This window comes from Chryseobacterium sp. T16E-39, from assembly GCF_002216065.1.
GTDB lineage: Bacteria > Bacteroidota > Bacteroidia > Flavobacteriales > Weeksellaceae > Chryseobacterium.
The window spans coordinates 4,768,486-4,786,506 of the sequence record NZ_CP022282.1 but is presented as its reverse complement, the minus strand read 5'-3'; the positions used below and the strand labels follow the sequence as shown (position 1 = coordinate 4,786,506).

The 18,021-nt window shown below is 33.7% G+C and carries 21 protein-coding genes; 9 read left to right on the top strand and 12 right to left on the bottom strand.

Annotated elements, in window-relative coordinates; genetic code table 11:
• From CEY12_RS21720 to CEY12_RS21710, 4 genes are all read right to left on the bottom strand, one after another.
• Nucleotides 1–291: a putative quinol monooxygenase gene (locus tag CEY12_RS21720; RefSeq protein ID WP_089029969.1), complete on the bottom strand. Its 291-nt coding sequence runs from the start codon at nt 289–291 to the stop codon at nt 1–3.
• A gap of 86 nt (nt 292–377) precedes the next feature.
• Nucleotides 378–1,265, bottom strand: coding sequence for a sulfite exporter TauE/SafE family protein (locus CEY12_RS21715; RefSeq protein ID WP_089029648.1), 888 nt, complete (start codon nt 1,263–1,265; stop codon nt 378–380).
• On the bottom strand, nt 1,252–1,428 hold the full coding sequence (locus CEY12_RS22415) for a hypothetical protein (RefSeq protein ID WP_157676878.1): 177 nt from the start codon (nt 1,426–1,428) through the stop codon (nt 1,252–1,254). Before CEY12_RS22415 ends, CEY12_RS21715 begins: the two co-directional genes overlap by 14 nt.
• 88 nt (nt 1,429–1,516) lie before the next feature.
• Nucleotides 1,517–1,924, bottom strand: coding sequence for an RrF2 family transcriptional regulator (locus CEY12_RS21710; RefSeq protein ID WP_089029647.1), 408 nt, complete (start codon nt 1,922–1,924; stop codon nt 1,517–1,519).
• 268 nt (nt 1,925–2,192) lie between these two features.
• Between CEY12_RS21710 and CEY12_RS21705 the strand changes: the two genes are divergently transcribed.
• Nucleotides 2,193–2,621 carry a DUF4268 domain-containing protein gene (locus CEY12_RS21705; protein ID WP_089029646.1) on the top strand — a complete coding sequence of 143 codons (429 nt, stop codon included), beginning with the start codon at nt 2,193–2,195 and terminating at the stop codon, nt 2,619–2,621.
• Between the two features lie 137 nt (nt 2,622–2,758).
• Here the strand turns inward: CEY12_RS21705 and CEY12_RS21700 are convergent, their stop codons facing one another.
• Nucleotides 2,759–3,295: a thermonuclease family protein gene (locus tag CEY12_RS21700; protein WP_089029645.1), complete on the bottom strand. Its 537-nt coding sequence runs from the start codon at nt 3,293–3,295 to the stop codon at nt 2,759–2,761.
• Nucleotides 3,296–3,545: 250 nt separating this feature from the next.
• On the opposite strand from CEY12_RS21700, the gene CEY12_RS21695 reads away from it, so the two are divergent.
• From CEY12_RS21695 to CEY12_RS21660, 7 genes are all read left to right on the top strand, one after another.
• Nucleotides 3,546–4,385: an SDR family NAD(P)-dependent oxidoreductase gene (locus CEY12_RS21695; RefSeq protein WP_089029644.1), complete on the top strand. Its 840-nt coding sequence runs from the start codon at nt 3,546–3,548 to the stop codon at nt 4,383–4,385.
• A gap of 142 nt (nt 4,386–4,527) precedes the next feature.
• Complete coding sequence (locus CEY12_RS21690) at nt 4,528–5,442, top strand: helix-turn-helix domain-containing protein (protein ID WP_089029643.1); 915 nt, start codon at nt 4,528–4,530, stop codon at nt 5,440–5,442.
• A gap of 331 nt (nt 5,443–5,773) precedes the next feature.
• Complete coding sequence (locus CEY12_RS21685) at nt 5,774–6,343, top strand: Crp/Fnr family transcriptional regulator (protein ID WP_089029642.1); 570 nt, start codon at nt 5,774–5,776, stop codon at nt 6,341–6,343.
• Nucleotides 6,344–6,418: 75 nt separating this feature from the next.
• A complete protein-coding gene (locus CEY12_RS21680; protein WP_089029641.1) occupies nt 6,419–7,156 on the top strand; it encodes an SDR family oxidoreductase in 738 nt (245 codons plus the stop codon).
• A 1,196-nt stretch (nt 7,157–8,352) separates the two neighbouring features.
• Entirely contained in the window at nt 8,353–8,721 is a 369-nt protein-coding gene (locus tag CEY12_RS21670) for a helix-turn-helix domain-containing protein (RefSeq protein WP_089029639.1), read from the top strand.
• A gap of 112 nt (nt 8,722–8,833) precedes the next feature.
• Nucleotides 8,834–9,193, top strand: coding sequence for a DUF1801 domain-containing protein (locus CEY12_RS21665; RefSeq protein WP_262484875.1), 360 nt, complete (start codon nt 8,834–8,836; stop codon nt 9,191–9,193).
• 82 nt (nt 9,194–9,275) lie between these two features.
• Nucleotides 9,276–9,629, top strand: coding sequence for a hypothetical protein (locus CEY12_RS21660; RefSeq protein ID WP_089029638.1), 354 nt, complete (start codon nt 9,276–9,278; stop codon nt 9,627–9,629).
• 84 nt (nt 9,630–9,713) lie between these two features.
• Here CEY12_RS21660 and gldG read toward each other — a convergent pair whose 3' ends face one another.
• The 4 genes from gldG to kbl all read right to left on the bottom strand — a co-directional run bounded on the left by gldG (nt 9,714) and on the right by kbl (nt 14,079).
• Nucleotides 9,714–11,381, bottom strand: coding sequence for a gliding motility-associated ABC transporter substrate-binding protein GldG (gene gldG / locus CEY12_RS21655; protein WP_089029637.1), 1,668 nt, complete (start codon nt 11,379–11,381; stop codon nt 9,714–9,716).
• A gap of 4 nt (nt 11,382–11,385) precedes the next feature.
• The gene (locus CEY12_RS21650) at nt 11,386–12,114 is read right to left on the bottom strand and encodes an ABC transporter permease (RefSeq protein WP_089029636.1); all 729 of its coding nucleotides are present in this window, start codon (nt 12,112–12,114) and stop codon (nt 11,386–11,388) included.
• A 57-nt stretch (nt 12,115–12,171) separates the two neighbouring features.
• Complete coding sequence (locus CEY12_RS21645; RefSeq protein ID WP_089029635.1) at nt 12,172–12,726, bottom strand: CopD family protein; 555 nt, start codon at nt 12,724–12,726, stop codon at nt 12,172–12,174.
• A 156-nt stretch (nt 12,727–12,882) separates the two neighbouring features.
• Nucleotides 12,883–14,079 carry a glycine C-acetyltransferase gene (gene kbl, locus CEY12_RS21640; RefSeq protein WP_089029634.1) on the bottom strand — a complete coding sequence of 399 codons (1,197 nt, stop codon included), beginning with the start codon at nt 14,077–14,079 and terminating at the stop codon, nt 12,883–12,885.
• Nucleotides 14,080–14,239: 160 nt separating this feature from the next.
• Between kbl and CEY12_RS21635 the strand changes: the two genes are divergently transcribed.
• On the top strand, nt 14,240–15,109 hold the full coding sequence (locus CEY12_RS21635) for a cupin-like domain-containing protein (RefSeq protein ID WP_089029633.1): 870 nt from the start codon (nt 14,240–14,242) through the stop codon (nt 15,107–15,109).
• Between the two features lie 55 nt (nt 15,110–15,164).
• Here the strand turns inward: CEY12_RS21635 and CEY12_RS21630 are convergent, their stop codons facing one another.
• From CEY12_RS21630 to CEY12_RS21620, 3 genes are all read right to left on the bottom strand, one after another.
• A complete protein-coding gene (locus tag CEY12_RS21630) occupies nt 15,165–15,737 on the bottom strand; it encodes a dihydrofolate reductase family protein (protein ID WP_089029632.1) in 573 nt (190 codons plus the stop codon).
• A gap of 278 nt (nt 15,738–16,015) precedes the next feature.
• Nucleotides 16,016–16,714, bottom strand: coding sequence for a hypothetical protein (locus CEY12_RS21625; protein ID WP_089029631.1), 699 nt, complete (start codon nt 16,712–16,714; stop codon nt 16,016–16,018).
• A 139-nt stretch (nt 16,715–16,853) separates the two neighbouring features.
• Nucleotides 16,854–17,504 (bottom strand): hypothetical protein, encoded by a 651-nt coding sequence (locus tag CEY12_RS21620; RefSeq protein ID WP_089029630.1) that lies wholly within the window; start codon nt 17,502–17,504, stop codon nt 16,854–16,856.
• Nucleotides 17,505–18,021 lie beyond the last annotated feature (517 nt).

The following is an 18,021-nucleotide window of genomic DNA, read 5'->3' as shown; positions in this document are numbered from 1 at the left end:
TTAGTAGATCTTAAACCCTTTGTACACTTCAGTTGAACTTTCCATCATTCTTGAAGTATCCCTGCGGAAATTAAGAAGATGATCCTGTCCCATATGATTATTATGGTGTTCTACTGTTTCCCATAGTTCAATCATAAAGAAGGTTCCCTTATTATCTTTATCTTCGATAAGGTCGTATTGCAGACAGCCTTCTTCTTTTCTTGTTTCTCTTACCAAATTCTGAAACAATTCTACCGCTTCCATCAAATAGTTTTCATTAAACTTGAAAAGCGCAATGATATGTAAATTCATTTTCCGTTTATTATGATGTAAAAGTAAAATATTTTCAAAATCAAACGCATCATTAGGGTCTTTATTTTTCCACAATAATCATATGCTTATTTGAAAACAGATTTATAGATAGTAATTAAACTCATAATAATAACTAATGATCCAATGAATAAAAACATTCTTTTTACAGGCAACCTTGCTGTAAGCATCGCAGAGAATGGAGCAGTAACGATCCCTCCCATTAAAAGTCCAAGAATAATATTCCAATGCTGAATTCCTAAAGTAAAAAAGAACGTAACCGCGGCGGTTATGGTTAAAATAAATTTGGCAACGGTCGAACTTCCAACTGCAAATCTTGGAGTAAAAGCATTTTTGATTAAAGTCCCGGTTACTAAAGGTCCCCAACCTCCACCGGCAAAAGAATCTATAAATCCACCGATCACTCCTAATCTTGTTAAGTTGGTCTTCTTTTTTAAAGCTTTATTCTGCTTGGGTTTAAAAGCATTGGACAAGATTTGAATTCCCAGATATAAAGTATAAAAAGCAATGATGGTTTTGGTAATTTTTGAATAATATTCTCCAAGATAGGTTAGAGACAGAGCACCGATGACAGCTCCAATAACTGCCGGAACAGCTAATTTCTTAACTAATGTTTTGCTTACATTCTTTAGCTTAATATGACTGATACTACCTGCAGCGGTAGTAAAGCTTTCTGCAGAATGAATACTTGCACTTACAATATGAGGAGGAATATTCAGAAAGAGCAAGGTCGTTGTACAAATCACTCCATATCCCATACCCATTGATCCTGCTACGATCTCTGCAAAAACACCTACTAAGATCATCCAGTAAAAAATGTAATTGTCTTTAGCAAGGATATTCAAAAGTTCATCCAAATAGCCCAAACTATACATTGAGGATATTACAATTAACAATAATGCAACAGTAACCAACAGTACATTTAATCTTACCTGAACTTTTCTAGAAATTACCATACCCTCTCTTCATTACTATAAATACCTCAACACTTAAATCCAGCATACACTGCTCTGCATTACTTTGTGACCTTACAAAATGTCCAATTGAAAATTCTCTGGTGATTATCTTATTCTTTGGTAAAATCAGTTTTACGGTATCCGCATCATCTTTTGCAATCATAGTCTGTTTATTTGGCGTGTTGCAAATATCAAACAAAATAATTATCCTACCAAAAAAGTAGACTATTTATTCAAAAAAAAGGATCAGATCAGTCGATCAAATCCATTAATGTTTTTTCTTCGAGAATTTTAAGGGATGCATCCCGAACTTCAATCAGGACATCGTGCAAACCACAATGATCTTCATTGCAATCATCACATTTTTCATAGAAATTAAGACTTACACATGGAAGCATTGCAATAGGACCGTTCACTAAACGGATAATTTTAGCCAATTTTACATTAGCCGGGTTTTCTTTGAAGAAATATCCACCACCCTTTCCTTTTTTACTATCGAGGATACTCGATTTTTTAAGTTCAAGCAGGATATTTTCCAAAAACTTAAGCGGAATTTTCTTGTGTTCTGCAATTTCGGAAATAAGAGTAGGTCCTTCATTTCTTTTTTCTACAAGATATGAAAGTGCCTTAAAAGCATATTGAGATTTTTTAGACAGCATTACAGCAAATTTAAGAAAATAGTTTCATATTTGGTAAAAAGGCTGATTTGCTAATTTGCTGAATTGTTAAATCGCTGATTTGCTAAACTGTAAAAACGTTGGTATACGAAGTCACCAAATCGCTTTATAGCTTTCGTAACTCAATTATTCCATTCCTTGGCAGGCTTTTTCTAGCTCCACACCACTTTAACAGTTTTACGATTCTGCAAATTTGCTATTTTGCTTTTTTGCTTTTTTGCCTTTCCCCATAATTCATTAAATTTGTGCTATGTTCAGTAAACAAGAAGCACAGCAATTAAAGAAAGAGTTTTGGACCGCTTTTGGAAAGTCATTTCCCAGGAAATGGATATTATATGATACAAAAGTCAAAGACTTTTCCTTTAAATTTAATGCAGATAACAAGAAGGCTGAGGTTTCCCTGGATATTGAAATGAAGGATGAAATTTTCAGAAATGCCTACTATGAAAAGATCTGGTCCTTAGAGGATATTTTAAAAGAGTATGTAGGGACTTTTAATAAGGAAGAATATTTTACTCTGGACAATGGAAAAGTAATCAGTAAAATATGGATTGAAAAACATCAGGTTTCCATTTTCAATAAAAATACATGGAGCGAAATATTTGAATTTTTTGTTGAAAAAATGGATGGTTTTGAAAGGTTTTATTACGAATATGAAGATTTTATAAAAGACGTATAATACAGGTCAATTCCCTACCAGATTAATATTGGAAATACTTTGGGTCCTTGTAGAAATCTTCTTCACAGAAATTATCGGAGGCATCAATTCGTTTACAGAAAACAAAGCAATTCCTAAGCACCTCTTCACAGAAAGATCTATTTTGCGATTACTTTTAACGGGACTGATGATAATTTAGCTTTTGCTTTCAGCTGAGAAGCAGCTCTTTTTGCCTTTCTCCATTCCCAAGGGGAAACCGTTTCGTTTTCCGACCACAATCCCAATTTCATTGCTCTTGCCTTTGATTCAAGCACCCCCAGGTTTTCGTTATCAGAATATTGGTAATACCACCATCCAAAACCTCCTTTTATAATTTCTTCAGAAAGATACTTTCCATTATCAAAATAAACTTTGGCGATTATTCTGCCATACCTGTCTGTATCTGTTTTCTCAAACTGAATAGATTTTCCATAAACAAGATCACTTGTGAACTGTTTTGCATTTTTCCCAAATGGTTGTCCTTTTTCCGGGCAATCTACTTCTGCAAGGCGTAATGTGGTTTGATTATTATTTTTATCGAGAACTAAAATAGTATCACCATCTTTAATACCAATCACCTTTGCAGCAGTTTGTGACAGAACTAAACCTGAAATACCAATCAACACTAGCAAAAACACCTTTCTGAATCTCTTCATTTATTACCTCTCTTTTAATTAAAAATATAGCCTTGAATTTCGAAATGCAATTTTACTTATTTTTTCGGCGATATGTGGCCATTTTTCCCATCTTTTTTATAGTACACATTCAATTGTAGAAACTACCTATACAGATCAAGCAGTCCCTTTTATCTCCACATTCACGATTTGATTACATCATTCGTTGATCGGGCTACATTTCCTGTTTTGTATCTTTTCATCTTTGCATCATCATTTAAACAAATAAAAAATGGAAACAAAAAAAGTATGGTTCATCACAGGAGCGTCGAAAGGTTTAGGACTAGCTTTAGTTAAAAAGCTATTAGAGAAAAATTATCGCGTTGTTGCTACAAGCAGAAATTCACAATCATTAATTTCGGAAATCGGGGAAACATCTGAAAATTTTCTGCCATTGGAAGTTAATTTAACGGATAACGAAGATGTAAAGGCAGCAATTTCCAAAAGTATAGATCACTTCGGACGCCTTGATGTCATTGTAAATAATGCAGGATATGGACAGATTGGAACTTTAGAAGAGCTCACAGACAAAGAAGCCAGAGCTAATTTTGATATTAATGTCTTCGGGACTTTAAATGTGATCCGAAATGCAATGCCTCATCTTCGTGAGCAAAGATCAGGACATATTTTCAATATCTCGTCTATTGGAGGTTATTCAGGAAATTTTCCGGGTTGGGGAATTTACTGTTCAACAAAATTTGCAGTGGCTGGACTTACGGAGGCTCTTGCAGAAGAAATTAAAGATTTTGGGGTAAAAGCTACCGTGGTATATCCCGGATATTTCCGAACCGATTTCTTAAGCAAAGATTCCATAAAGACACCAGAAAATGTTATTCAGGAGTATGAAACAGCAAGAAATTCGGAACAGTCCCATCTTGATGAAATCAATGGAAATCAACCCAATGATCCAGGAAAAGGTGCTGAAGCTTTAATTGCAATCAGTGAAGAACAAAATCCACCCGTTCACTTTTTATTAGGAAGTGGTACTTCTGACTTTTTGGATAATAAAATCAAGATCATCACAGATGATGCAGAAAAGTGGGAAAATCTGACTTTATCTACTGTCATTTAATTTAAGAGATTCATCAGCTGGCTTGAATGAGAACCTACAATAACCACGATTATTCATCAGTAAATTGTAACCGTATCAGCCAGGGCCTGGACGAAGAATATTTACCTAAAATCAATTCAAAATAATTAAATAACTTAGTATCATGAAAAAGACATTTCGCTTTAATTCAATTTCTGAATTTCATGCTTTTTGTAACCTGCCCAATCCTGAGCATCCTTTAATCAGCCTGATCGATTACAGTAAGGTGAACTATCCAACGGATGACAGTGAACTCAAATGGATACAGAATTTTTATTCTATTGGTTTAAAACGGAATGTCCATGCTAAGTTTAATTATGGCCAGCAGGAATACGACTTCGATTCCGGGGTTTTATGTTTTGTTTCACCTCTTCAGTTTCTGAAACTCGAGATAAAACCGGAAGTTGAAGTGGAACCTACCGGCTGGTTATTGGTAATTCATCCTGATTTTTTATGGAATACTTCATTGGCCAATAAGTTAAAGTCCTATGATTTCTTCAGCTACCAGGTTAAAGAAGCCCTTTTCCTTTCCGATAAAGAAGAACAGACCATTGTAGATATTTTCAAAAGTATCGAAAAAGAATACCAATCAAATATTGATAAATTCACACAAGAATTAATTGTGGCACAAATTGAATTATTATTGATTTATTCCGAACGGTTTTACGAACGTCAGTTTTTAACCCGGAAAAAGTCCAGCCATGAGCTTCTTGATAGATTTGAGCAGGTCCTTTCACAATATTTTGAAAATGGAAATCTTCTGGAAAACGGAGTTCCTTCAGTAAAAGATATAGCAGAAAAAATGAATATTTCTCCCAATTATCTGGGAACACTATTGCGTATCCACACCCAACAAAATACCCAACAGCATATTCAGAATAAATTAATTGACTCCGCAAAAGAGCGCTTGAGTACAACGGCCCTTTCAGTGAGTGAAATTGCATATGAGCTTGGATTTGAACATCCGCAGTCTTTCAGTAAACTATTCAAGCAAAAGACTAATCAGTCGCCATTGGAATTCAGGAAATTATTTAATTAAAACTAATGACTTCGATACTTTAATTTTACTTAGTTTATCTATTCATGCAGATATTAAATTTTGCTTTTCATTTCTTATATGCACTTTATACACAGTCTTTGTCATTCTGAAAGAATCTAAACATCAATATTCTAAAAACTTCTGTGCTTTTTGTAATTGTAATTCTTGATTGAGATTGCTTCACCTTCGGTTCGCAATGACAGAGTGTTTAAAAACTTTTGTGACTTTGTGGTTTTAATTTTAACAATATAAGACCTAGATTTGTCCAGATGCTTGCTACTTTTTGCCAAATGGCAAAAACTTAACCATTATCTTTGACTAAATTTCGGGCATGAAAGAACTATTCGACTTTATCTTAAGGTTTGGGAATTTGAACCAACAGCAGATCGACTTTATTGCAAGCAAAGCAACTGAACTTCATCTTGCAAAAGATGCCTATTTTTCGGAGGCGGGAAAAATCGCACGACAGGTGGGATTTACAGTAGATGGTATTTTACGGGTATGCTATTATGATAATAAAGGGGAAGAGATCACTAAATATTTTATTGAAGAAAATAATATGGTAGTAGATCTGGAAAGTTTTGATAATGAAATCTGCTCCAGTACTTATGTTCAGGCAGTAACCGATTGTACAATGATTGTTTTTTCAAGAAAAGACTGGCTGGAACTTTTACAAACGATTGTTGGATGGGAGGCTATTGTTCATAAAATTATTTCAAGAGCACTGATCCAAAAAGTAGAAAGGCGAAGCCCACTTGTTTCGGAAGATGCAACTACCCGATATCTTAGGTTTCTTGAAATCTATCCTACCGTTGTCAATCGTATTCCACTCTCCTATATTGCTTCTTATCTTGGTGTTACCCAATCTTCATTGAGCAGGATAAGAAAAAATATACGCTAAAATCACTTTTTGCCAAATGGCAAAAGATTTCATTTTTAATTGTGTGACCTTTACATTATTAAATAAAACAAGAAAATGAAATCAGCATTAATAACAGGAGCCAACAGAAGCATTGGTCTTGAAACGACAAAACAATTATCAGAAAAAGGATTTTTCGTTTACTTAGGAAGCCGAAGCCTTGAAAAAGGAGAAGCCGTAGTAAAAGAGCTTAATGAAAATGGATATCAGAATATCAAAGCGATTGAAATAGATGTTACCAACCCCGATTCAATTTCAGCAGCCAGAAATATTGTTGAAAATGAACAAGGGAAACTGGATATCCTGATCAATAATGCAGGGATCTTGGGAACGAATCCTCAAACTGCAACAAATGCCTCTATTAAAGATATTCAACAGGTATTTGATACCAATTTCTTTGGAGTGATCAGTGTAACACAGGCTTTTTTAGACCTTCTAAAAAAATCCGATAGTCCAAGAATCAGCAATATCACTTCCGGTCTTGGTTCTTTAACATTACACAGCGATCCTAACTGGAAATACTATCATGTGAAAGGAGCAGCTTATGGTCCGTCAAAATCAGCCTTAAATGCTTACACAATCGTTCTCGCTTATGAGCTAAGGGAACTTCCATTTAAAGTCAATGTCATTGATCCCGGATATACTGCAACCGATTTCAATGCTCACAGTGGACCGGGTTCTGTAGAAAGTGCAGCCTCCTTTATTATCAAACACACACTTACCGATGAAAACGGGCCGACAGGTCAGTATTTCAGTAATGATATTGAGGATGAATCAGGAATCAGTCCGTGGTAGTTTTAATTGTACAATGTATTCATGTACAATGTATTCATGATTTAAGAGAGACCTGAAGGTTTCTCTTTTTTGTTTTCTATTTTTGCTGAATAAAGTAGTGTTATGAATATTTTCAGTAAAATAGAAGTTAAATACATCATCATTCAAATTATTGCATTTAATTTTATTGTTCTTTCACCGCAAGTATTTTCATATTTAACGGATATGCAACTTTCCGAACTCTTCATAAATTCAGCTAAAAGTTCTGAAAACATAACCACTTTTTTTGATAGAAATAAAATCGATATTTTAAAATTTAACGATCTCATCAATACGATCAGAAACTATCAAATTTATGGGTTTGTAATCGGATGCTTAATCAGCATATGGATCTCTTCAAAACGAAAAATAAGCTGGATCAATTCTTTAATGGTTATTATTCTCAGTTTTGTAATCATTTTTATAAAATATGCTTCATCACCTTTTAAACCTTTGTATTTTGAAAATTGGTTTAATGATTTTAAGATCTACTTATATTTCAGTGGGAGTTTATTTTTAATAATAAGTTTGTCGCTGTTTTACTTGAGCTATAAGGTAAAATTGAATGAAAAAATATAAAATCAAAAATATTAACGCTTGGCTTTAAAGAGTATTCCTATTTGGGAGCAGTTCTCGATACAAAATGATTTTCCATTGCATTTCAAATCATTTCACTCGAACTGACGGTGTACACAAATCTCGAATCATGGTCGTCACTTCGAGTAGATTTTCGAAGAAAACCGTATCGAGAAGTTGGTGAAGTGATAACCAGAATTAAAAAGTTCAATGATCATTTTAGAGTGAAGTTTTTACATTGTAGAGATTTTTCGCTTCGCTCAGAATGACAAGTTGTTACCATAATCTTTGTCATTCCGTAGGAATCTATACTCATACTTTTGTGATTCATTTTTTTTAACACAAAGTCTTAGATACAAGCACTTTTCTATTATAAGTTTTTCAAAGAGTAGCGACAAAGTCGTTTATTAAGCTAGCTTCTTAAAGTCAATTTCATTGATTTAAGGTCTTTGCTGTCTTTATATGTATACATCTAATTTTTCTTTGCGTTAAACACATCTTCTTTATTAAAAATCCTTCTTCTTCCATCTATTAAAAAGAAACCTTAAAAATTCTGACTCATTTTTTTCTATATTTGTACAAAGCACAGATATAATCTCACTATGGAAAAGCTACGAAATCTAAGAAAACAAAGAGGATTCTCTCAGGAGAAACTGGCAGGCATTATCGCAACAGATCCTTCCAACTACTCTCGTAAGGAAAGAGGAGAAATAAGAATATATGATGATGAATGGGAAAAGTTGGCGACAGCTTTAAATGTGTCCGTAGAGGAGATAAAAGAAGAAAAACCAACCGGTATCGTACATAATGAAAACTCAACTTTCAGCGACAACTCAAATTCCGGTAATTTTTACAATCAACAGTTTAATATTCCAGATTCTGTTATAGAAAACTTACAAGATTATATTAAGGTTTTAAAAGAACAAATTGAAACCTTAAAAGAGGAAAATCAGAAATTAAAATCTAAATAGACAGCTTTACACTTGATCTTATTTCTAAGTTCTTACAATGACATCCGTTATGACCACAGAAGAGAAAATTATCCATTATATTTCCACTCAACCAGACTCTAAATGTCGTGATATGGAAACATTACATCAATACATTCTACAAACTATGCCAGAATGTAAGTTATGGTTTCTTGATGGTAAAAATGAAGAGGGAAAAACGGTTTCCAATCCCAATATAGGATATGGATTTCAAGTCATGAAGTATGCTGACGGAAGTACGAGAGATTTTTATCAGATAGGTCTCAGTGCAAATACAAGCGGAATTTCTGTATACATCCTTGGTATTGACGACAAGAACTATTTACCCCAAACCTATGGAGAGAAAATAGGAAAAGCGAGTGTAACTGGGTATTGTATTAAGTTCAAAGCCTTGAAGGATATTAATATTGAAGTGCTTGGAGAAGCAATAAGGGATGGGCTAGAAAAGAGCTAAGTTTACAGAGGAATACAAAATATTAAAATTTTTAGGGAATAATAAGTTTATAATTTAGGCAACCTCCACAATCACTAAAAAAATGAAAAAAACAGTATTGATCTTCTCGTTGTTGACCATCGCTTTAACTAATGCAAAAGCTCAAACAATTGTAGTAAATCCTGATGGTACTCACTCAACCGTAATTGACACCGGAGCAACACAGACAATTGTAAACCCCAATGGAACCCATTCAACCATCGTCGGTACAGGAATGACAAAGACAGTCGTAAATCCTGATGGGACTCATTCTACTCTTATAGATAATGGAACGACAGGCACAATTGTAAGTCCCGGAGAAACCTTATCGGAAGAGCCAAAAAGAAAAAGAAAAAAAGTGATAAAAACTACCGCAAACAAGGTATTGCTGAAAAAAGAAAAGGATAGCCTAGATTAAACTTACACATAAACAGAATAACAACATTGTTGTTTGTACTTCTAAATAAAAAAGAGAAACTTCACAGTTTCTCTTTTTCTATACTTAATTAAATTTTCTCTTCCTTAACCAGAAGAACAATCCTCCCAGCAATCCTATAATTGCTAACGGAAGCAGTAAATTAAACCACTGCCAATTGGTCTTCTCTTCAGTTATTCTCTGCCTATCTAACAATCTTTCTTCAATGTTTCGATTTCTCAGTTCCATCAGGTTGCTGTCATCTAAAAGAAAATCTAAAGCATTTTTTAGAAATTGTTCGTTTCCGAATTGCTCATTTGTCATCAAATCTACTCCTAATGGTAGCGGTTGCCCCTTGATTACTTTATTTCTTCCAACATCCCCGTCTGCAATCACAATCATTTTATTGTTTGGACTTTCTCCTTTAAAACCCGGATATGATTTCCTTTCAATTCTTGAGGCATAAGCTGAAGTAAATTTCCCTTCCAATGCTACTGCAAAGATTTTCGGTGTACTTGGTTTTTCCATTTGACCCAGACTGTCAACACTTGAAATTTCTTTCAAATCCACATAATTGGGAACCTGTTTCAGTAAAGTTCTCTCGCTGGATTCAAAAAGAACTTTGGTTTTAATATTCTTTCTGCCTAACGTATCAATCGATGTTGGAAATTCAAATTTTACCGGATTGATATTCTTTGTGATCGGATCGTTCTTTTCAGCAATTCCCAATGGAAAATAGGGCCATGGAAGGCTTGTATACTGTGGGTTGCCACTCACCTCTCCAGTCACCAATCTCAACAAAGCAAATTTCTTTACATCTTTTACCAAAGCAGGATTGATCCTGATTCCATAGTTAAAGAAGAAATCCGTCATATTAATATCAACAGGGAAAGGCATTACCTTTTTAGACCTTGTCAGTGTATCCATTTCGGCATTCACCGCATCAATCATCCATAAGGTTTTTCCACCATTCATGATGTACTGATCGAGAATTACTTTTTCGCCGTCAGTAAATGCTTTTCTCGGTTTTGCAATAACTAAAGCACTCATCTGCTTTAATAAAGGAACATCTGCAACACTTAGCTCAACCTGATTTTTAGGAATAACCGGTCCTGCATCGTAATTCTCTAAAGCAAGATGCATGAATCCCTGAAATTCACCCGGACTTAATTCGTCCTGATTGACCAAAACTCCTATTTTCTTTCTTTTATCAGTTGCAATATTTTTGATATTGGAAACCAGATTGTATTCTAAATTCTCAATAGATTTTGTCAGCTGTTCATCTGCATTAATATTAGCCTGTTGTACGACTAGGGGAATAGAAACTCCTCCCTTATTGTATTTAAGCACAGCATACGGAAACAATACGATCTGTGAAACTTTACCATCTTTCACATCCGGCAGAACCGAAGGCTGCATTCCCATCGCCATTAAAGTGTCCTGGGACATCTTTGTCTTAATAGGATCGATAAATTTAAAATCTATTTTTGGATTGATCTTTCTGAATTCCTCCAGCATAAACTTTGTTTCGCTTTGCAGCTGCTTGAAGCTTGCAGGAAAATCTCCCTCCAAATACACCTCAACAGTTAAAGGCTTTTTTACCGATTCCAGTACTTTAATGGTATTATCGGAAAGGGTATATCTTTTTTCTTTTGTTAAGTCCAATCTGATTCCCGAAACAGCCAGGATGATCACCAACGGCAGGATTACAAACAGTAAAATTCCTAATGGAGACTTTAATGATATCTTCTTCATAATTCTACTTCTTTTTATTGATAAAATGATTGGACAATACTAACGAAACACCGATGATTAAAACAAAATAGGCTACATCTTTAAAATCGATCAACCCTCTTGTAAATCCAAGAAAATGCTGATAAAAACCGATATTCTGTAAAATGAAATCTGCTCCGCCCAATAGCTTGTAACTTGCTAACTGTTCGATTCCGAAATACATGATAAAACACATGAAAACACCCAGCAAATAAGCCATGATCTGGTTTTGAGACAACGATGATGCTAAAATTCCTACTCCAGAAAAAGCCGCAATAAGCATAATCAATCCGATATAACTTCCGAAAGTCATTCCAAGATCAATATTCCCTGCTGGAACACCTAAAACATATACTGTATATAAATAGATCAGTGAAGGAATCAGACATAAGATCCCAACTACCCAAACAGAAAGGAATTTCCCCAATACCAGATCTGAGACTTTTAAGGGCTGTGAAAACAACCAGTTTAAAGTTCCTGTTTGTTGTTCTTCTGCAAACGTTTTCATGGAAAGTGCAGGAATGATGAACATCAGTAACCAAGGGACTAAAACAAAATAGCTCTGTAAAGAAGCCATCCCAATCTCAAAGATATTAGAATCGTTATCGAAAAAAAACAAAAAAAGAGTTGCTATCAGACTGAAGGCTGCGATAATGATCCACGCACTCCAGTTCCCGAAGTAACTCCAAAGTTCTTTTTTAAAAATTGCAATCATAGTTTTTTTGTAAAATGTAAAATGTAGAATGTATTCATGTAAATACAGTTCCTTTTACTATTGTTTCTTTTTTTTGTTTTTATTGACAAGTTTTACGGTCATCATAATTAAAAATACAAGAACGAAAAATCCGGCAATTAATTGCCACCAGTATTCAATTACTGAAGATTTTAAAATAACTGTAAAGACCACCAGGAATAAAATGAATGTGGCAATCTCATTGGCCTGCCTTAATTTTATATTCGCTGTTTCTAAAGTATTTCCGTTCAGGGCTTTTAATTGTAGAACTTTTTTCCAACACCAGTAGTGGTAGATCGCTAACCCAACCAGGAAAGTTAATTTTAAATGAAACCAGGGCGTTTTCATTAATCCCGTATTCAGGAAGATCATCACCAATCCACAAACCGTCATAATTACTCCCGCCGGAACGGTAATAATATTCCAGAGCCTTCTGGCCATGAAAGTGTACTGTTCTCTTAAGATACTTTTCTTTTCTTCAGAGAATTCGTCGGTATCTTTATAGTAAACAAATATTCTGACGAGATAAAAAATTCCCGCAAAATAGCTGACCATAAAAATAATGTGCAGCGCTTTGATTATTGTGTAAAGCATTTTAAAACTTTCTATTTTTTATAAAATGACAGGCGACCACGCTCCCACTCCCGTCTTCAATCTTTGAAATAATATTGGGATCATTAGCCATATAAGTAGCTGAACAATCCCAAAGTTTTCAATTCTATTTTTTTCAAGATACCAAAAGGTACTGACTTAAGAAATCACATTCAGCTCTTTCCCCACTTTTTCAAAAGCTGCAATAGCTTTGTCTAAATGCGCTCTTGTGTGCGCTGCAGAAAGCTGAACTCTGATTCTCGCTTTTCCTTTCGGAACCACAGGATAGAAGAATCCAATCACATAGATTCCTTCATCCATTAATTTCTCCGCCATTTTCTGAGCCAACGGTGCATCATAAAGCATTACCGGGACAATTGCAGCATCTCCATCAGGAATATCAAAACCTTTTGCTTTCATTTCTTTTCTGAAATATTCTGCATTTTCCATCACCTGATCACGAAGTGAAGTGTCATCAGAGATCATATCTAAAACTTTTAAAGCAGCACCAACAATCCCCGGAGCTAGTGAGTTAGAGAATAAATAAGGACGAGAACGTTGTCTCAACATGTCGATGATCTCTTTTTTACCGGAAGTAAATCCTCCTAAAGCTCCACCCAATGCTTTTCCTAATGTTGAAGTGATGATATCTACTCTACCCATTACTTCATTTGCTTCATGCGTTCCACGACCTGTTTTTCCAATGAAACCCGTTGCGTGAGAATCATCCACCATTACTAAAGCCCCATATTTATCGGCCAGATCACACACTCCTTTTAAATCAGCAACGATACCATCCATTGAGAAAACCCCATCAGTAACGATAATTGTAAAACGGTGATTTTTTTCAGAAGCAGCTATTAACTGAGCTTCCAGATCCTGCATATTGTTATTTTTGTAACGGTATCTTGCTGCCTTGCAAAGACGAACCCCATCGATAATTGAAGCGTGGTTCAACTCATCGGAGATAATAGCATCCTCTTCTGTGAATAATGGTTCAAATACACCTCCATTCGCATCAAAACAAGCTGCATACAAGATCGTATCTTCCAATCCTAAAAACTGAGCAATCTTTTCTTCCAACTGCTTGTGAATATCCTGAGTTCCACAAATGAAACGAACAGATGACATTCCGTATCCGTGAGACCCTATCATATCCTGGGAAGCTTTCATGACTTCCGGATGATTAGATAATCCTAAATAATTGTTCGCACAGAAGTTCAACAGTTTTTTACCGTTAGCTTCTATTTCCGCACTTTGCTGAGAAGTGATAATTCTTTCTCTCTTATAAAGCCCGTCGTTTTCAATATTTTTAAGCTCGTTCTGTAAATTTTGAAGATATTTTTCAGAGATCATTTTTAGTAATTTTTTAGATGCGCTAATTTAGTAAAAAGGCGGTAAACAATCCTATTTTATGATTCTTATTCTAAAAAAATGAAGTAAAACACTCATTTTAACAAATAGTCTACTAATTTAGTAGGATAATAATTTTATATTTGTCCTTTAAATTCTGAAAATGAAACTATCAACGGTACAAAAAGTTAGAAAAATATCATCCCGAACCTTCCTGAATCAATATATGAAACCTCGTCTGCCAGTCATCTTAGAAGATTTTGTCGATCCTAAAAGTCCCGCCTTTAAAAAGTGGAATTACGAGTATTTTAAAGAAATCGCCGGTGATCATCCGGTCAATATTTATGGCAGTGACCTGGAGTCTTTAGACCGCGTGGCCAGCAAACCCATTTCTCAAACCCGTTTTTCCGAATATCTGGATCTGATCAGCACGCAGCCAACGGAACACCGTCTTTTTCTTTTCAATCTATTAACAATAAGGCCCGAAATGAAAAATGATATTCATTACAATGACATTACCAATGGAAAAATTCTAAAATGGCTACCTTTTATGTTCTTTGGAGGTAAAGGGTCTATCACCAGGAATCATATCGACATCGATATGTCGCATGTTTTCATTACTCAATTTCAGGGGATCAAAAAAATATGGTTATTCCCATGGGAACAATCCAGCATCATGTACAAATTACCTTATAATTTTCACAGCCTAGCCAATGTTAAGGAACCCGACTATAATGAATTCCCTGCATTGAAATATGTAAGAGGCTATGAAGCTGTTATTCATCCTGGAGAAACCTTGTATATCCCTTCCGGATGGTGGCATTATATTCAATATGAAACTGAAGGCTATTCCGTTTCCATCAGGGCTCTACCTTCCAGTTGGCTTGAAAAATGGCGTGGGTTTAAAAACCTTGTGATGATCAGACATTTCGATGATGCTATGCGTAATTTGTTTAAAGAAAGATGGTTTAATTTTAAAGTTAGGAAAGCACATCGGAAAGCAAAAAGAGCGGTTGCAAGGATTTCGAAATAAATAAAAGCCTTCATTATGAAGGCTTTTATTTTAATATATAGTTTTTTAACTGCAATTAGTTTTCCCTTACCGGCAGATATGTATTAAGCACTTTTCCGCTTTTAAAAGCAACAGAATTTTCTAATTTTAAAACTGTTCTGCCATTAAAAATAGGAAGCCCCTTTCCGATCGCAACCGGATTTACAATCATGTAATATTCATCAATAAGATCCTGATCAATCAAAGAGCTCACGAAGTCAGCACCTCCATACACCAGAATATCCTTTCCTGATTCTTTTTTCAAAGCTTCAACCGTAGTAGCAAGATCCCCGTTTTCAACTTCTAAATTTCTTCCTTCCATATTTGTTTCAGTATGGCTAAATGTAATCTTCCGCATATCCACAATCATTTTTGCCAAAAGATTCGTCGGATGATCCGGCATGTTATCCGCCACATTTTCCCAATGGTCAATAAATTGTCGCGTCATTTTACGCCCCATTAAGAGGGTATCACTGGTATCAGCCAGTTCAACTATTTTCTGAAAACCTACCTCATCTGGTGGACTTAGCCATACCCAATCCTGTTCGCCATTCGGCCCACATACAAAACCATCAAGGGTTATCTGCATTTGTAATTTTAATTTTCTCATAGAAATTATTTTTGGTGATTGTGTACTATTGTTATTTGGTGCATTACAAATTTAGGATTTTAAGCCACATTTCGGTAATTATCCTTTTTGTATTTTGTTAGAGGTAATTTATTTCAACTAAAACAACAATTGCTAGAAGTTAAAAATAAAAAATACATGAAAAACAATTCCTGAATTGAATTGTTATCTGCATGTTTATGAAGTACATTTTCAGCTCAAAGTCACAGACTTTGCGTAGCGGATTCGTGCGGCAGCAATGGAGAATGTTTCTATAAATTCTATTGTAATGTAATTTTATTAATCTCAAGTACACCAGTAAATAATCTATATTTTTTCAATTTTTGTTTTTGCGTCTTTGTAAGGTAATTATAAACTGACGTATCAATATTAAGTGTTAATGAACTATTATAATTTTTTCCCTTTTCAAGTAGATAGGAATCATGTATACTATTTTCTTGATTTGTAACATTTAACAAATTAAAATTTACTGAAAATTCTATTTTATCTTTTGGTTTTATAAAAAGTAAACTTTTAAATAAATGATAATTTATTTGGGCTATATAATCTTTCTGTATATTATTAGCTCTTTGCCATTTTCTTAATAAGGAATTATGAACATTTTGAATAGAATCCGTCTTATTTTTTAATTTTTCAAATTGCGATAAATCAAAATATGGTGTACTTGAATAAGTTTCTATTCTATTTTGAGTATCGCTATCATATACATTTAAAGTGAGAGCTAAAAAAGGATAACTTCCGTTCCAATTTTCTTCTGATATTTTATTACTATCAACGAAATAAGCCTGAAGCGATAATGTATCAATAGGAATTATAATATTTTCTTTACTATCATTATAGATTGTAATATCAGCACTTTCCTTTTTTTTATCCAGTTCCCATCTAATATAGACCTGAGAATAAAACTTATTTGAAAATATAATTAGAAAAAAGAGTGGAAAGTATATTCTATAAATCATTATTTTTATTTGTTTTTACATTTATTATATTCTAGATTTCTTTCTCCAATTAATCAGAATAAAAAGCAAGACGAAAGGATTCTTGCCATAATGAAGGTGACGCTCAGGCAAGCATGGGGCAGCAATTTAAGCTTCAATTTTATTTATTTGAAGAATTATCAATTTTACTTTTCATTTGTTTTCTATATAAAAGTATTTGTGGTATAAATAACAGTAACACAGAGAAGGCAAATGGATTAAAGCCTTTCAAAATTGTAAAAATTATAATCACTATAATTGATACAATTAAAACAAACGAATTTATTTTATAAGCTAACCTGATATATCCCTTTTCATCAAATTCGTCCCAACTATCAATTATTCTAATATTGTATTTGTTAACTTCACCCTTTAATTTATCAATAAATTTATCTGCATCTTTTTGTTTGATTTTGGAATTATTGATGTAAATCGTAATAGTATCTGTTTTAATTTTTCGTAAGAATTGATCTTCGTCCAAAACAATAGTTTTTATATCACTAATCTTAATAGGAACCATGGATTTAAAATTAAAAATAAATTTCTTTTCCCACTCAAAAAACATTTCATCATCACTTCTAATAATTATTTTGAGATTTCCAATGACAAAATAATACATGATCATAAGACCCACAATAAAAAGTAGAATTGTAATTATAAATGAATTTACCTCACCTCCAATAAATAATGAAATTATAAAAAGTATGGGAGATAAAAAAAGACTTAATAAAGCTCTAGACTGTCTAAAAATAGTAATATTATATTCTTGCATTTCTATTATTAGGGCTCATTTATTAAATTATAAATCAATTGTTACTGTTCCATAAAGTAACATCCATTACTGGTGATAGCAATGCCCGTTGCCCATTCAAATATTACAAATTTAAATTTATTTCCTAAAGTAGATAATAACTATTTTATTGCGCATTTCCATAATACAAAGTTTATAAATATTAGCAAACAAAAATCCAGGAAAATATTTCCTAGATTTTTGTTTTTTTATCTTACGCGGATATGACCAATGGGTATATAAAAACTTTAAAAAAAGTGTAGTATTTTTTTTATAATTAATACCATTCCTACCATTATGAAAATTATCCCTCCAACATATATTTTAAATCTAGAGCTCGAATAATAAGAAGTAACAGCTGCTGGCTTTTTTGCAGTTGACCATATAAAATAAATTCCAACTAGAATTGCTATTATTCCATATAATATATCTAACATAACTTAATTTCTGGGTTCTTTTTTATTTGCCACTTCTTACTATCCTCCCCGCTCATTGCCAT

Excerpts from the sequence above, each read along its gene's own strand:
- CEY12_RS21720 (WP_089029969.1), bottom strand. The coding sequence starts at position 291 with ATGAATTTACATATCATTGCGCTTTTCAAGTTTAATGAAAACTATTTG.
- CEY12_RS21715 (WP_089029648.1), bottom strand. The coding sequence starts at position 1,265 with ATGGTAATTTCTAGAAAAGTTCAGGTAAGATTAAATGTACTGTTGGTT.
- CEY12_RS22415 (WP_157676878.1), bottom strand. The coding sequence starts at position 1,428 with ATGATTGCAAAAGATGATGCGGATACCGTAAAACTGATTTTACCAAAG.
- CEY12_RS21710 (WP_089029647.1), bottom strand. The coding sequence starts at position 1,924 with ATGCTGTCTAAAAAATCTCAATATGCTTTTAAGGCACTTTCATATCTT.
- CEY12_RS21705 (WP_089029646.1), top strand. The coding sequence starts at position 2,193 with ATGTTCAGTAAACAAGAAGCACAGCAATTAAAGAAAGAGTTTTGGACC.
- CEY12_RS21700 (WP_089029645.1), bottom strand. The coding sequence starts at position 3,295 with ATGAAGAGATTCAGAAAGGTGTTTTTGCTAGTGTTGATTGGTATTTCA.
- CEY12_RS21695 (WP_089029644.1), top strand. The coding sequence starts at position 3,546 with ATGGAAACAAAAAAAGTATGGTTCATCACAGGAGCGTCGAAAGGTTTA.
- CEY12_RS21690 (WP_089029643.1), top strand. The coding sequence starts at position 4,528 with ATGAAAAAGACATTTCGCTTTAATTCAATTTCTGAATTTCATGCTTTT.
- CEY12_RS21685 (WP_089029642.1), top strand. The coding sequence starts at position 5,774 with ATGAAAGAACTATTCGACTTTATCTTAAGGTTTGGGAATTTGAACCAA.
- CEY12_RS21680 (WP_089029641.1), top strand. The coding sequence starts at position 6,419 with ATGAAATCAGCATTAATAACAGGAGCCAACAGAAGCATTGGTCTTGAA.
- CEY12_RS21670 (WP_089029639.1), top strand. The coding sequence starts at position 8,353 with ATGGAAAAGCTACGAAATCTAAGAAAACAAAGAGGATTCTCTCAGGAG.
- CEY12_RS21665 (WP_262484875.1), top strand. The coding sequence starts at position 8,834 with ATGGAAACATTACATCAATACATTCTACAAACTATGCCAGAATGTAAG.
- CEY12_RS21660 (WP_089029638.1), top strand. The coding sequence starts at position 9,276 with ATGAAAAAAACAGTATTGATCTTCTCGTTGTTGACCATCGCTTTAACT.
- gldG (WP_089029637.1), bottom strand. The coding sequence starts at position 11,381 with ATGAAGAAGATATCATTAAAGTCTCCATTAGGAATTTTACTGTTTGTA.
- CEY12_RS21650 (WP_089029636.1), bottom strand. The coding sequence starts at position 12,114 with ATGATTGCAATTTTTAAAAAAGAACTTTGGAGTTACTTCGGGAACTGG.
- CEY12_RS21645 (WP_089029635.1), bottom strand. The coding sequence starts at position 12,726 with ATGCTTTACACAATAATCAAAGCGCTGCACATTATTTTTATGGTCAGC.
- kbl (WP_089029634.1), bottom strand. The coding sequence starts at position 14,079 with ATGATCTCTGAAAAATATCTTCAAAATTTACAGAACGAGCTTAAAAAT.
- CEY12_RS21635 (WP_089029633.1), top strand. The coding sequence starts at position 14,240 with ATGAAACTATCAACGGTACAAAAAGTTAGAAAAATATCATCCCGAACC.
- CEY12_RS21630 (WP_089029632.1), bottom strand. The coding sequence starts at position 15,737 with ATGAGAAAATTAAAATTACAAATGCAGATAACCCTTGATGGTTTTGTA.
- CEY12_RS21625 (WP_089029631.1), bottom strand. The coding sequence starts at position 16,714 with ATGATTTATAGAATATACTTTCCACTCTTTTTTCTAATTATATTTTCA.
- CEY12_RS21620 (WP_089029630.1), bottom strand. The coding sequence starts at position 17,504 with ATGCAAGAATATAATATTACTATTTTTAGACAGTCTAGAGCTTTATTA.